The 14,159-nt window shown below is 69.8% G+C and carries 7 protein-coding genes; all 7 read right to left on the bottom strand.

The annotated features are described in order from the left end of the window. Positions 1–175: 175 nt before the first annotated feature. Positions 176–1,546 (bottom strand): exopolysaccharide Pel transporter PelG, encoded by a 1,371-nt coding sequence (gene pelG, locus CBM2586_RS27430; RefSeq protein WP_115690986.1) that lies wholly within the window; start codon positions 1,544–1,546, stop codon positions 176–178. Positions 1,547–1,548: 2 nt separating this feature from the next. Then, positions 1,549–3,141, bottom strand: a complete 1,593-nt coding sequence (gene pelF / locus CBM2586_RS27435) for a GT4 family glycosyltransferase PelF (RefSeq protein ID WP_115690988.1) — start codon at positions 3,139–3,141, stop codon at positions 1,549–1,551. Further along, on the bottom strand, positions 3,138–4,124 hold the full coding sequence (locus CBM2586_RS27440; protein ID WP_115666180.1) for a tetratricopeptide repeat protein: 987 nt from the start codon (positions 4,122–4,124) through the stop codon (positions 3,138–3,140). The genes pelF and CBM2586_RS27440 overlap by 4 nt, the downstream gene beginning before the upstream one ends. Then, positions 4,117–5,556 (bottom strand): PelD GGDEF domain-containing protein, encoded by a 1,440-nt coding sequence (locus CBM2586_RS27445; protein WP_115690990.1) that lies wholly within the window; start codon positions 5,554–5,556, stop codon positions 4,117–4,119. Before CBM2586_RS27445 ends, CBM2586_RS27440 begins: the two co-directional genes overlap by 8 nt. Positions 5,557–5,621: 65 nt before the next feature. Further along, positions 5,622–6,167 (bottom strand): penicillin-binding protein activator LpoB, encoded by a 546-nt coding sequence (locus tag CBM2586_RS27450; RefSeq protein WP_373424294.1) that lies wholly within the window; start codon positions 6,165–6,167, stop codon positions 5,622–5,624. 72 nt (positions 6,168–6,239) lie between these two features. Beyond that, complete coding sequence (locus CBM2586_RS27455; protein ID WP_115690992.1) at positions 6,240–10,328, bottom strand: tetratricopeptide repeat protein; 4,089 nt, start codon at positions 10,326–10,328, stop codon at positions 6,240–6,242. Beyond that, positions 10,291–13,179 (bottom strand): bifunctional glycoside hydrolase 114/ polysaccharide deacetylase family protein, encoded by a 2,889-nt coding sequence (locus CBM2586_RS27460; RefSeq protein WP_115690994.1) that lies wholly within the window; start codon positions 13,177–13,179, stop codon positions 10,291–10,293. The genes CBM2586_RS27455 and CBM2586_RS27460 overlap by 38 nt, the downstream gene beginning before the upstream one ends. Between the last annotated feature and the right edge of the window lie 980 nt (positions 13,180–14,159).

Genomic DNA, 14,159 nt, shown 5'->3' on the forward strand with positions numbered 1-14,159 from the left:
TGTCGACGGCCCGGCCGGCAAGTCATTCTTTGTATTTCACCCTGGCAAGGGGGCGCGGCCGTCGATCTGAACCGGCGGGCCAGGCCGAAGCCCGCCGGCTGCCGCAATGTTACCCAATCGCGGCCCGTTCCGTCGAGACGCCCCGACGAGGGGTGCGCCGGCGTGCTCCCGGACGCTATTGCAGCATGTAGGTCTCGTACTCCAGCCGCTCGAGCTTGTGGTCGAGCATGGCCAGCGCCAGCGCCACCACCACCAGCAGCGACACCGCGAAGCCATAGCCGTACCAGGCGGGCCCCAGCTGCAGCGTTACCAGCGTCAGGGCGAAGTTCAGCACCACGAACAGCGCGGTCAGCAGCAGCACCTCGCGGCGCCGGTCCAGGTAGAAATAGATGTTGAGCACGCCCAGCAGCACCACCTGCAGGCTGGCGCCGATCACGTCGACGTACAGCAGCGGCAGGTACAGCTCGGAAATGCCCAGCAGCCGCAGCACCCAAGTACCCACCGCGAACAGCAGCAGCGCGGCGATGGCCTGCACCTTGACGATCTCGTACAGCCCCAGCCGGATGGTCTGGACCATGGTGTTGCGCATGTCCTCGATATGCTCGAGCGAGCTGCCGCCGCGCACCGCATCGTAGAACGCGTCGTAGTACTCGACGAAATCGGTCTCGATGCGTACCAGGAACACCGCCATGCCGGGAATGATGGCAAGGTAGGCCAGGAACACCGGGATGTCGTAGATGATCGACGCGTGCAGCGGGCCGATCACCTGGTGACCGGTGGACGGCGCGTACCAGAACATGAACTTGTCGATCCAGATGCCCAGGTTGTAGAGCAGGCCGATCGCCACCAGGCTGGGGTAGGCATAGCGGCGCTGGAACACCTCGAACGAGATGAACTGGCGGCTGGTGTAGTTGCGGTAGATCAGCGTCACCATGCCGGTCAGCAGGCACAGCTGGCCCGCGACGAACCCGCCCAGCAGCCCTTCCATGCCGTAGCCGCGCAGCCCCAGCGCGGCCGCCACCGAGACCGCGTAGCCCAGCAGGAAGGTCCAAACGATCGCCTTGTACTGCTTCATGCCCGACAGAAAGATCGCGGCGATCCAGATGTTGCTCAGCACCACGAAGCCGGCCACCATCAGCAGCCGGTACAGCACCGACTGCTCGCCGAAGCTGAACACCGCGCAGGCCACGCCGATTCCGCCCGACAGCCCCGTGGCCAGCAGCGCCACCGCGTGGTAGTTGCTCAGGATCAGGTGGTCGCGCTTCTCGAACAGCCGGTCGGAGGTAAAGCGCGTGAACGACAGCTGCATCGGCCCGGTCAGGATCAGGCTGCTCGCGATCAGGTAGGTCACCGAGACCTGGAACTGCGTGATCAGCGTGCCCGGCACCACGAACGGCAGGCTCAGCATGCCGATCAGCAGGATGCCGACGATCGACAGGATCCACGGGCCCGAGCTGATGATGCCGGCATACGCATAGGCGCTCAGCATGCCCGACAGGTTGTCCCGCCGCAGCATCTTGCGCAGCTCGAATCCAATGCCAGCCATGCTCAGGCTCCTCCGTGGACCGGGCAGCGCGCGGGATTGCCGCCGCCCCGGGCTCCGTCAGGCGCGGCGCCGCCGGCCTGCGCCATCAGCCGTTGATACAGTTCGCGGTAGCTGCCCACCATGCGCTCCTGGGTGTAGTAGCGCTCCACGCGCGCCACGCCGGCGGCCTGCGCCGCCTGCCAGCGCGCCGGGTCGCGCAGCAGCCCGAGCGCGGCCGCGGCCAGCGCGGCGGGGTCGGCAATGCGCACCACCTCGCCGGCCGCGCCCAGCGCGGCGTCCTCGCCGGGCAGGCCGAACAGCAGCTCGCGGCACGAGCCCACGTCGGTGGTCACGCACGGCACGCCCGCGGCAAAGCCTTCCAGCACCACCAGCGGCAGCGCCTCGCTGATCGAACTGAGCACCAGCACGCCAACCTGCGGCAGCAGCGCGTCGATGCGCTGGAAGCCGAGGAATTTCACCTTCTTGCCCAACCCCAGGCTTTCGGCCAGGCTGCGGCATTCGCGTGCGTATTCGGGGTCTTCGTCCTCCGGGCCGGCGATCCAGCCCTCGGCCTCGGGGTATTCGCGCACCACCGTCAGCATCGCGCGGATAAAGGTCTTGACGTCCTTGATCGGCACCACCCGGCCGATCAGGCACAGCACCGGCGGCACGCCGGGCTGGCGCCGCGCGCGCAGCGACGCCAGGCGCGGCAGGTCGATGCCGTTGGGGATGGTGCGCGTGCGCGCCTCGGGCGCGCCGTCCTGCACCTGGCGGCGGCGGTTGCCCTCGTACAGCGCGACGATGTCGTCGCCGGCGTCATAGCAGACCCGGCCCAGGGTTTCGAAAAAGCGCACCCAGAGCTCGCGGAAATAGCTGATCTGGGAGATGTCGCGCTCGAACACGTTGCGGTTGTCGCGGATCCACTGGCTCTGGAACAGGTCGATCTTGCGTTCCTTGGTATAGATGCCATGCTCCGACACCAGCAGCGGGCGCTGGTTGCGGTGGCGCAGCAGCGCGCCGAGAAAGCCCGCATAGCCGGTGGAGACCGTGTGGTAGACGCGCGCCGGGATCAGACCGTCGGCAATCCGCACCAGCTGCCACAGCGGCTTGTGCATGATGCGCACGGTCCAGAAGTAATCGGTGAACGAGGGGTCGGTGCAAAAGCGCCGGTATTGGTCGGTGATGGTCTGCCACGCACGGCGGCTGTACAGGAAGGCATCCTCGCCCAGCGCGCCGCCCTCGCGCAGCATCGGCATCAGCTCGCGGATCATCGCGCCGGCCTCGGCTTCGCGTCCCGGCTCGCGCAGCAGGTCGTGCAGGCGGCCGGCGGCGTCGAACGCGCTGGCGTCGCCGCCGCGGCCCTGCGCCAGCGGCGGCGGGGGAAAGTCATAGAGGTAGTGCGTTTCCAGGTGCACCACGTTGGCCGGCAGCCGGTAGGCCATGTCGCCGTAGTCCTCGCGCCGGCTGCCGATGAAGACGATGCCGAAGCGCAGCTCCGGAAACGCCCGGATCATCTGGTTGACCCAGCTCGACACGCCGCCGCTCACATACGGGAAGGTGCCTTCGAGCAACAGCATGACGTCGGCCGACGCCGCTTTCAACAGGATCTCGCTCATGATTGCCAGTAGCGCAGCAGGGGCCGCACCAGCGGGAGCGGCGAGGGGCTGTCAAACGATGCCATCAGCTGGCGCACCGCGGCGTAGTCGCGTTCCAGGTAGGCGGCTTCGGCCAGGTGCGGCAGCACGCGCTCGCGCGCGAAGCCAAGCGCCTCGGCGCGTTGCAGCCAGGCGCGCGCCTCGCGCGGGGCATTGCGCGCCAGCGCCAGGCGGCCGCGCATGTACCACAGCGAGGCATTGCCGTCGTCGTGCGACAGCGCCGCGCTGGCGTAGCGCTCGACCTGGCTGGCGGTGTAGCGGTAGACGTCGCCCTGCACCAGGTTCTGGTAGATCAGCTCCCAGTACAGGTCGGCCAGGCGCTTGCTGATCTCGGCGCGCTCGCTCGGGCTGTAGGCGGTCTCCAGGCGCGGCAGCTCGGCCAGGATCTGCTGGGTCAGTTGCTTCTCGGCGCCGTCCAGCATGCCGTAGGCCAGCAGCCGGATATCGTCGGCGCTGTCGGCCAGCAGCTCGCGCAGCACCGGGCTGACGGTGCGCGCCGGCATCGACTGCATCGCCACCAGCGCGGTCATGCGTTCCGGCAGCGGCGCGCGCGCATTGCCCAGCTGCGCCCGCAGCCGCGCGCCGCCGCCGTGCGTGACGCGCGACATCAGGTGCGTGACGAACTCCGGCAGGCCCACGCTGCCGATGCCGCTGGTATCGATGCGGCGCGGGAACAGCTTCGACAGCAGGTAGCTGCCCACGCACACCAGTGCGCCCCCGAGCGGCACGAAGAAGCAGAACAGCGCCAGGAAGCCATAGCTCCACCCGAACGGCACGCGCAAGCGCCGCGGCAGCAGGCGCCACAGCAGCAACGCGGTCAGCGCGGCGGCCACCGCCTGCATGCCGAAGAACGCCAGCAGCAGCGCGGTGCTGTTGCCGGCGCGCGCCAGCAGCGCCAGCGCGGCGATCTGGGCGGCCAGGCCGCCGGCGCCGAGCTTAAACATGGGGCGCTTCCCCGGCCGCCAGCGTCGACGGCGCCGCCGTGCCGTCCACCTGGGCCCGCCGCAGCAGCTTGACCAGCGCCTCTTCCGCGCCGGTGGCGGGCACCGCGAGCGAGTAGACGCCGATGCCGGCGCGGGTGAAATCGGTGCCGAACTGCGCGCGCAGCATGTCTTCGATGCGCACCAGGTAGGCCGCCACCGCCTGCGCATCGGACAGCGGCATCAGCGTCAGCATGGCGCGGTGGTGGGCGTTGACCAGCGGCCAGGCCACGTCCAGCGCGCGCCGGCTGCGCACCACCTGCTCGAACGGCGCGTCGCGCTCCGGATCGGTGTCGAACACCAGCGCCACCACCGAACTGTCGATGCCGGTCTCGCGCTGCAGCCGCGACAGGCGCGCATAGTCCAGCGCAAACGGATAGGGGCACGCCGGCAGCGCCGCCCGGATGCTGCGGGTGGCGCCGGCATGCTCGACGCCGTCGGCGTAGTAGCCCAGCAGCACCATCAGCATCTGCAGGTTTTCATAGTTCAGCGACAGGAACGGCATGCGTTCCACCACCAGCAGGCCGATCAGGTGGTCGGAGCCCGCCAGCACCGGCGCAACCGCCACGTAGCGGGTGCGGGCATCGTGCTGCAGGCCATCGGCGCGCAGGTGGGCGAGCTGGCGCGTGTCCAGGCAGTGGCGCACCAGCGGGTCGGTGGTGTCGAGGGTGAAGGCCGGGCCGATGCTGGCCGCGGGCCCGGCGTCGACGCGCTCGCCGTCGCAGGCGTAGAGCGCGGCCGCCTCGACCTGGCAGGCCTGCGCCACCACCTGCAGCACCGGCTGCGCGCCGGCCAGCACGTGGCCGCCGCGGGCGGCCTCGTCCAGCGCCACGCCGCGCAGCTGCGACAGGGTATCGCGCAGCGTGGTGGGCCGCGCCAGCAGGTCGTTTTCCAGCCGCGAGTGGGAGATGCGCAGCAGGTAGTGGTTCTTGGTCAGCGCCGCCAGGCGCTCGTCCAGGTAGCGGTTGACGGCGCGGGCGCGCGCCAGGCGCGTGCCCCAGATATCGCCGAACTGCCCCGCTACCAGCACCAGCAGCAGGCCGCCCAGGAAGAACAGGCGCGGAAACGGCCCGGGCATCACGCCGGTCTGGTGGTACAGGTACCAGGCGCCCAGCAGCATCAGCACGCTGCCCACGCCGATCAGCGTGCCGTAGCGCAGCGCCAGGATCACCGGCAGCAGCCAGGCCCACGGAAAGCCCATGCCCAGCAGCAACGGGTTCTGCGGCAGTACCAGCCAGGCCAGCCCCAGCGCGGCCAGCATCGCCACTACCAGTTCCACCACGGCGGCCGGTCCGGTGACCGCGGGCGCGAGCAGGCGCGCATAGCGCCCGCCCAGGCCGATGCCCTGTCCCTGCCGCGCGCGATAGGTGTTGTCAGCCGACTTGGCCACGCTCATCCCCTTGCTTCAACCATCCATCGCCGCGCTGGCGCGGCGCCGTGCCGATAAACGCCACCCCGACCTCAGCCCTGCATCAGCGGCGCCAGCAGGCGACGCAGCAGCTTCTGCGCGGTACCCGACAGCGAGGCGCGGCTCCAGCCGCTGTCGCTGCCGGTGGCGGACCACACCACTTCGCCGCTGTTCACGTCGAGCAGCTGCAGCGAGATGCCGACCGCCGGCTCGCCGTCCACGCCCACCTTGTAGCGCCATTCCTGCACCGCGCCGGTCAGCGCATAGCGGGCCTTTTCGGCGCGCGCCCATTCCAGCGCCTTGCCCACCGCCTCGCGCTCGGCCGGCTCGAACAGCGTTTCCGGGTTCAGCGCGGCAGGATAGCGCTTCAGGCTGGCCACGCCGCCGGTCTTCAGCAGGCTCTCGGCAATCGCTTCGGCGCGCAGGCCGGCCTGCGGCGTCTCGGTGTAATTGACGATCGGCAGCACCGCGATGGTCTCGCCGCGCGCCAGCGCCGGCGCGCGGCCGACGTCCGTCACCGCGCAGCCGGCCAGCCACAGCGCCGCGCCCAGCGCGCCGCACCATGCCGCCAGCCGCATTGCCACCGTCCTGCCCGTCATGCCCGTTTGCTTGTTCATCTCGTTCCCCTTTTTCGGTATCGCCATGTCCTGTTGATGCCTGCCCTGCCGCGCTCAGTACAGCCAGCGGTAGCGCAATCCCAATTCCGTCAGCGGCCGCCCGCCATTGCGCGCCGCGGTCTCGTGCGAGACATAGAGCGCGAGGTGGTCGTTGCCGAACACCGAGCCCGCCACGCCGCCCTGCACGCGGAAGTTCTGCCGCGCGCGGGTGTCGTGCAACAGGCCGATTTCGCCGAACGGCCGCCACTTGCGGGTGTATTCGTCCAGCAGCTCGGTGCCGAAGCCGAACAGCACGCCGGCCTGCGTGAAGCCCTGCGGCATGTAGAATGCCGGCGTCGCGGCGTCTCCGGCCGGCACCAGCGCGGCCATGCGCGGCGTCAGGCTGCCGCCCTGCGTGCTGTAGCTGGCGTGCGTGGCGACCACGCGCACGGTGTAGTCCGGATACGCGGTGCGGATCTTGTAGCCGGCCTCGACGTCATAGACCATGCCGTGGCCCAGCGTGCTGCGGTCCTGGCCGCGGAAGCGGCTGTACTCGATGCGCGCGCCGACGTACTCGCGCAGGCTGAAGCGCCACGTCGCGCCCAGCCCCAGCACGTCCTTGGCGCCGCCCACGCGCAGTGGCGCGGATTCGTCGGCCGGCTGGTTGAGCCCGGCCAGCGTGCTGAACTGCAGCCGCCCCTGCTGGTTCCACTCGCCGAAGAAGCGCGCCGTGGCCATGGTATCGAGGCCCTCGCGATAGCCCGCGCCGGCACGCCAGCGCCGGTTGCTGTCGCGGTAGCCCAGCGACAGCTCGGCGCGCCGGTCCGACGACGGCACGTTCACCAGTTGCTGCGGGTCGGTGCTGCGCTGGTCGCGCCAGGTGCCGAGCAGGTTCAGGTCATAGCCATCCCACAGGCGCACGCCGCCGGCCAGGCTGCCTTCGGTGAATTCCAGCGGTTTCTGATGCATGAAGCGCACGCGCGGCTCGATTGCCTGCGCGTTGAAGAGCAGCGTTTCGCGCAAGGTTTCCTGCAGCGCGTCATCGGAGCGGGCCCGTTCCTGGGTCGCGAAGGCCAGCGTCTGCGCCGCGCCGAGGCGGTCCAGCCGCTGGTTGGCGTCGATCTGGCTCGCCACCGGCACGCGGCCGGCCTGGCGCTCCAGGATGCGGTCCAGGCTGTCCAGGTCCTGCCGGTCCAGCGCGATCGCCACCTCGGCATACGCCGGGCGCTGCAGCCGGCTCGCGTACTGGCGTGCCAGCCAGCCGCGCGCCAGTTCGTTCGATTCCGCCGACATCGCCCACGCCAGCGCGGCATCGCGTCCGGCGGCCGACAGCGCGGCCTCGCGCCGCGCCGCGTCGCGCACGACCTCGGCGGGGACGGGCTCGCGCAGCGGCGGCAGGCCTTCGATCTCGCCCAGCTGCGAACGCGCCCCCGCGGCCGGCGGGCTCAGTTCGCGCGCCGCCGTGGCAGCGCGGTCGGCGCGCAGCATCTGGATCACCAGCGCGCGCGAGACATCGCCGGAAGCGAAGATCTGTCCCAGCGCCACGGTCTGGCGGCGCAGGTCCGCGCGCGACGGCGCGCCCGATGCGTTCTCGTGCTCCTCGTCAACGTCGGTGTGGTCCGGGCGCATGCGCGCAGCGCCCGCGCCGCGCCGGGCCCAGCCGCGCTGCAGGTCGATCCACGCCTGGCGGCGCACGCGCCAGGCCATGTCGGTCTGGCCGACGGCTTCATAGGCATCGGCCAGCAGGCTGAGCCAGAGCGGATCGGCGCTCTTGCCGTCGTTGAGCTTGCGCAGGTAATGCAGCGCCGCGCGCCCGTCGTGGAAGCGCATATGGCCGGCGGCGAAGGCGCCCCACAGGTCGGGAATGTCCTCGGCCTGGTCCTGCACGCGGCGCATCACCGCGCGCACCTCGGTATCGCTGCCCTGGTCGACCAGCGTCCACAGCAGCGCCGCCAGCGTTTCGCTGTCGGCGTCCGGCAGGCCCGCGGCGTGGCGCAGGTCGGCCAGGGCCTGCTCGCGCTGGCCGGTCACGCGGTAATACTCGGCGCGCCGCATCAGGAAGCGGCTTGACCGCCAGGCGGCGCGGCGCTGCCCGGGGCTCATGTCCTGCAGCAGGCGCTCGATGCGGCGGTAGGCGTGGGCGCGCGTGTAGTAGTACAGCGCCAGCTCCAGCGAGGCCGGGCTGGCGCTGCGGCGCCAGTCGGCCTCGGCGATGCGGCCGGCGTCGATCGGGGTCTTGTCGTAATAGGCGATCAGGTTGGAGAAGTCCGCTCCCTGCGTGTCACGGACCTCGGCCATGCAGGCGTTGCGCGCCGGGCCCTCCGGCAGTTTCTGGCAGTGCTCGTCCTGGGTCTGCGCCGCCGCTACCATCAGCTGGCGATAGCCGTCCTGCAGCAGGTCGTCGCGCTGGTTGAGCCGCGCCAGCTCGGTGAAGGTGCGCCAGAACAGCAGGTCGCGCGGGCCCGCGGCGGTGCGCGCCGGCAGCATCGCGTCCAGCGCCTGGGGCAGCCGGCCGCGCACATAGAGCAGGCTGGCCAGCTTGAGCGCGTAGGCCGGGCGCGGGCCGAAGCGCTGCTGCAACTGGGTATAGAGCTGGAACGCGCGCTCGTCGTTGCCGGCGCGTTCGGCCAGCGCGGCGTGGCGCTCGATGATGTCGCGCGCCGTCGGGCCACGACTCAGGCCCTCCAGGAAGCGCATGGCCTCTTCCGGCTCGCCCAGGCGTTCGTAGGCGGCCACCACCTCGTCCACCGTCTTCAGGTCCGAGCCGCCCGCGCGGTGGCGCAGCGCGGCCAGGTAGGCGCGATCGTCGGTCAGCCCGGGCGCCAGCCGCATCACCGCGTCCCATGCGCGCTCGTCGTTGGTGGCGCGGGCATAGTCGAGCCAGCTCTTCAGCGCCACCGCGGGCTGGCGGTTCCATTCCGCCACCTGCGCCAGCCGCTCGCGCCAGACCGGCTCGCCCGGCAGCCGGCGCACCGCGTTCTCGGCCACGCGCTGCGCCTGGTCGAGCTTGCCTGCCGCGAGGAAGACGCGGTAGGCCAGCTCGTAGTCGTCGGCATTAAATTTCGTATCCTCCGGCTGCGCGGGCGCGGCCTGCCCGGCCGCGATCCTGCGCACGCCGAGCTGGCCGGACGCGGCCAACGCCTCGCGCAGGGCCAGGCCGCGCGGCCCGTCGAGAAACACCACGCCGCGCTCGCGCCACGGCTGGCTGGCGGCGATGCGCCGCACCTCGGCCTCGCGCGCGGCCAGTGCAGCCAGCGCGGCCCGGTCCGCATGGCCGGCATCGCGCCGCCGCGCCGAAACCTTCAGCAGCCGCTCGACATAGCGGCTGGCCTGCTCCGGCTTGTTGGCCGCCAGCGCCAGCCGGGTCAGGTAGCGCAGCACCTCGGGATCGTCGAGCAGCGTGCCGCCGTGGCGCTCGGCCTGCGCCAGCGCCTCGTCCAGCAGGTTGCCCGACTGCAGCGTCTGCACCGCCTTCAGGAACAGTGCGCGCCGCTCGGCCAGCGTGGTCGCGGCCGCCTGCTGCGCGAACAAGGCGTTGGCGGCGTCGCGGTAGTCGCCGCCGGCAATCGCCATCTGCGCCAGCTGGCGGTTCCAGAATGCCGCGTTGTTGCGGTCCTGGCTTGCCAGCGCGGCATAGAACCGGCGCATCGCCTGGTCCGCGCCGGCCTGGCGCGCCTGCGTGGCCAGGACCTGCAGCTCCGCCACGCTCCAGTGGCGGCCGGCGGCCTGGTCCAGCAGGCGGCGCAGCTGCACCAGGTTCTGTTCGCGTTCGGCCGTTTCCGGCAGCGCGGCCCAGGCGTGCTGCTGCGCGATCTCGATACGCGTGCGCAGCACCTGGCCCGACAGGTCGATGCCTTGCACTGCCTGCATCCGCTCCAGCATCGCCTGCGCCTCTTCCAGGCGGCCGGTGCGCGCGTACTGCTCGGCCAGCACGCCCATGAAGGCGGGGTCGTCGGGCGTGACCTTCCACCAGGCTTCCAGGTAGGCCATGGTCAGCCCGTCGATGGTGCGGCCCTGCCCCAGCAGCCGTTCGCGCAGGGTTTCGCGCGGGAACATCAGCGCCAGGCCGATGCCCACGATCGCGGTAAAGGTCAGCACCAGCGTCGGCGGCAGCAGCCGCTCGCGCTCAGCCGGCGCAGCGGACTTCGACTTGTTGCCTGACATGATTGGGGTCGGTCACGGGTGCGGTATCGACGCGCAGCGTGTTACGTTCGCGCACGGCTGCCACGGCCTTGCCATCGACGCTGACGCGGCAGTGGCCGGCATTGGCCAGGCGGAAGAACGGCTTGTGGTAGCCACTGAAGGCAAAACGGGTGACGCCGTCGCGCTGCGACCAGTCGCGCACGATGCCGCTGGCTTCGGCCAGCTGCGGCGTGGCGGCCGCCGTGAGCGCGGCGGCGTCGCGCACGGCGAAGCGCGCGTCGCCGCCGTCCAGGTGCAGGTATACGCCGCCGCCGGGCGCCGGCGAGGTCCCGGTCAGGCCCTGCGCGGCGGCAACGTCGGGCAGGCCTGCGCCACTCCAGCGCAGGTTGCGCAGGTTGCCGTCGCCGCGCACGATCCATTGCGTGCCGCTGCCGCCGGCACTGCCGTCGCCCACTTCGCGCGCCACCGCCATCTCCTGCCAGTCGAGCACCTTGCGCACGTAATCGGTCGAATGCAGCGGCAGCAGCGGCTGCGCCAGCACGTAGTCATAGACCTTGCGCAGCGCCTTCAGCGACGCCGCCTTGGTGCCCGAATAGCTGTGGTAGTAGATGTTCACGGGCTTGAACCGATACGGCCGGTCGGTCAGCTCGAAGGTCTCGATCACGCGCTCGAAGCCGTAGAACGGCCCGTGCCACAGGTTGGTGTAGACATTCTCGTTCTGGTTGGGCGCGAACACCTGGAAGGTGCCGCCCGGCTTGTTGATGCCCAGCGGCGCAATCGCGGTCCAGCTGGGATTGCTGCGCGTGATCAGCGTGTCGCCGCCGTTCATGTTGAGCACGCGCGCCTGGCCGGTCAGCCGCAGCGCCTCGGCCGGCGGCTGGCAGTCGCCCGACCACAGCAGCAGGCTGACCGGCTTGCCAGCGGGCGCCAGGCTGCGGTTGATGTAGTCGATGGAGCCGCCGATCTCGCGGTTCAGGTCCATGGTGTAGCCGGGGATGTTCAGGTGGAAGGCCTCGTCGCCCTCCACCACCGCGGCACTTCCGGCCGGCGCCGGCTGGCCCGGCACCGTCCGCGCCCATTCGAACGGATGCGAAAAGGTGTGGCTGGCGACCTCGACATAAGGCTGGGCAAAGATCTTGCGCGCGATCGGCTCGAGCTCGGCGGCGAGCTTCGGGTACATACCGTCGCGGCTGATCTCACCCTGGATCACCGACATGGTCATCGGCAGCCGGTAGCGGTCGAAGATCTCGCGCAACAGCACCTCGCCGGAGAAGCCGCCGCCCGGCATCTCGGCACGCGAGGCAAAGCCGTCGCCATCGATATGGATGGTCAACAGGCGCCGGCCATTCTCGGTGGTAACGTCGGGCACCGGCATCGCGGGCAGCCGCAGCGCCTCGCGCAGGAAGTCCAGCGGCTGCACCACCCAGCGGCTCTGGGTGTTGTTGATGCCGCGCTCGTGCACCGCATACGGCCCCAGCACATAGCCGCCCCACGGCGTGATGGCCGCGGCGTCATAGGTCAGCGTGCCGGAGCGCAGGCGCAGCAGCGAGCGGAAGCCGTCGCCGTCTGGCACCTGCACAGCCACGGCCTGGGTGCGGTCGGGCGCCACCGGCATCTCGAAGCCCATCATGGGATCCTTGGCCAGCACCTCGACGGGACCCGCCACGCGGCCCCGGACCGGCTTCAGGCCAAAGCTGCGCGCCACCGCGCCGCTGACGCTGGTGCCGAAGTCGTTCAGGAACACCACCGGCATGCCCTGCGCCATGCGTGCCTGCACCCAGGCGTGGAAGCGGCCCGGCTGCGCCGTGACCGGGCCTGACAGGTACACCACCACGCCGGCATAACGGTCGGGCCCGATCTCGGGCAGCGCCTCGCTGGTCTCGGCAAATTCGACGCGGTAGCCCAGGTAGTTGAGCGGCATCGAGACAAAGCGCACGCCCGACGAATTATCGATCGACTCGCCGGGGGCGCGCTCCTGCACCACCAGCACACGCCGCGGCAGCACTTCGACCTTGCCGATGCCGATGCTCTGCAGGCCGGGATCGGCCACATAGGGCGTGATGCCCAGCGCGCGGATGCGCCGCGCGGTGTCGCGCGCGCAGCGGCGGTCCGCCGGCGGGCAGTAGTCGATCGACAAGACCGGCAGCCGGTATTGCTCGCGGATGGTGCGCGCCTGCGCCAGCAGCCAGTCGCGGTCGGCCTGCGGCACCTCGACATAGCGGCCCTGGGCCTGGTTCCAGCCGCGGAACAGCGACTCGAAGGCGACGGCATACGCCAGGCCATGCACCTGCGGGAGGATCTCGAAGCCGCGGTTGAAGATCAGCCGGGCGTCGGGGTAGCGCGCCTTGATCGCGCGCACCACGCGCACCAGGCCGGCCTCCTGCCGCGCGCGCTCGGCGTCGGTCCTGGCGGCGAGCTGGTACGAGTCCAGGGTATCGAGGAAGAAGCCGCGGAAGCCCCGCGCCCACAGCGGCGCGATGACCTTGTCGACATAGAAGGCGGGCCAGCCGTCGGCCGCCTGGTCGATCACCGGCGCGTTCCAGGCGTCATTGCGGCCGACGAACCAGCTCCTGGGAATGTCCTTGAAGTACGGGCGGCCTTCCAGCACCTCGCCCACGCTGACATAGGCAAACCAGGCGGTGGCGGGGGTGACGACCTGGCGCGGGTCGAAGCCGCTGTCGGGTTCGACCACGGCGATATCGAAGGCCTGCAGCGCGTCGACCGGCGGCTTGGCGCCGTAGTGCAGTGCGATCGACGGCATTGCCGGAGCGGCTGCGGCCGCGCCCGACGCCGGCTGTGCCGCGGCGGCACCGGCCGCGCCGAGGGCAAGCGCCAGCACGGCGCGTTGCGCCAGATGCCCCAGCCGGGCCATCCAGGCTGGCCAGCATGGCGTGCGGCCACCGCGGCCGCGGTGGCTGCATTGCGCTTCCCCCAGTCGATTCAAAGCGTGTTTCCCTTTATTTTTGCGCACCCGAAGTGCACGGTGCCCGACATTCTAAAGGCGGTTCGTCACCGCGCGGCGCCTGGTTCTGACCGTCAATTCGGAAAAGTCCGATGGTATCCGGCATCCGCATGCTAGAGCAGGCAGCGGCGCCGTATTGTCAACAATTGTCCCAGAAAGGAGACATTGAGCCGGCTTGCCCGTTAGCAGCGCTGTCGTGGGCCGATGTTTGGCCCTCCGCCGCTGGCAGCCGCTGTAGTGAGGATTGCATCGTCGCCATGCTTCGCGGCGCCGCTGTCCGCTTACCGGGTTTCCGGACGCTTGGCTTTACCACAACATGAAATCCTTGCGTTCATTCTCTTATGTATGGACGCGCATGCATGCCATTGACTCATGTATGGACATGGATAACCTGCCCGCTGCCTCGGGTATTGTGGTTTATCCGCATAATGTTATATCCGCTTCGGGCTGATCTCACCCGAACGCGGTAGGAGCGGTGCCGTAAAAATTTGTAAAAAAGATGGCACCAGCTTGCAGCGGGCGGCAGCCCATTATGCACGACAACATGGCACGCGGCCCGGCTACGGTGCACGCACAGGCAAACGCGCCAATAAAAAATCAGGGAATTCACTGAACCGGTACTGAAGTAGAAAACGCATATCTCGTGTCGGAACCTCTCATCATGATTAGGCGCTTAGCCTGATTGACACATCGGGAAAATTCGGCAGAATGATTCCCACTTGTGCAGCGCCCATTCGGTGTGTCAGTTGGTGTTGTCGTTCCGTGACGGTTTCGGTTGTCACGACAGCGACATATCGAAGTCATATGGAATGCGCTGGCGGGGAAGATAAAACAGATCCGCCGGTTGCGTTGCACACGGTGTATAACGAGCGTTTTCGCTCATTTTGAAA

It is taken from the genome of Cupriavidus taiwanensis (assembly GCF_900250115.1).
GTDB classification, from domain to species: domain Bacteria; phylum Pseudomonadota; class Gammaproteobacteria; order Burkholderiales; family Burkholderiaceae; genus Cupriavidus; species Cupriavidus taiwanensis_B.

What these genes read in the sequence shown, in the direction of transcription:
- pelG (WP_115690986.1), bottom strand. Translation starts at nt 1,546, where the DNA reads ATGGCTGGCATTGGATTCGAGCTGCGCAAGATGCTGCGGCGGGACAAC.
- pelF (WP_115690988.1), bottom strand. Translation starts at nt 3,141, where the DNA reads ATGAGCGAGATCCTGTTGAAAGCGGCGTCGGCCGACGTCATGCTGTTG.
- CBM2586_RS27440 (WP_115666180.1), bottom strand. Translation starts at nt 4,124, where the DNA reads ATGTTTAAGCTCGGCGCCGGCGGCCTGGCCGCCCAGATCGCCGCGCTG.
- CBM2586_RS27445 (WP_115690990.1), bottom strand. Translation starts at nt 5,556, where the DNA reads ATGAGCGTGGCCAAGTCGGCTGACAACACCTATCGCGCGCGGCAGGGA.
- CBM2586_RS27450 (WP_373424294.1), bottom strand. Translation starts at nt 6,167, where the DNA reads ATGACGGGCAGGACGGTGGCAATGCGGCTGGCGGCATGGTGCGGCGCG.
- CBM2586_RS27455 (WP_115690992.1), bottom strand. Translation starts at nt 10,328, where the DNA reads ATGTCAGGCAACAAGTCGAAGTCCGCTGCGCCGGCTGAGCGCGAGCGG.
- CBM2586_RS27460 (WP_115690994.1), bottom strand. Translation starts at nt 13,179, where the DNA reads ATGGCCCGGCTGGGGCATCTGGCGCAACGCGCCGTGCTGGCGCTTGCC.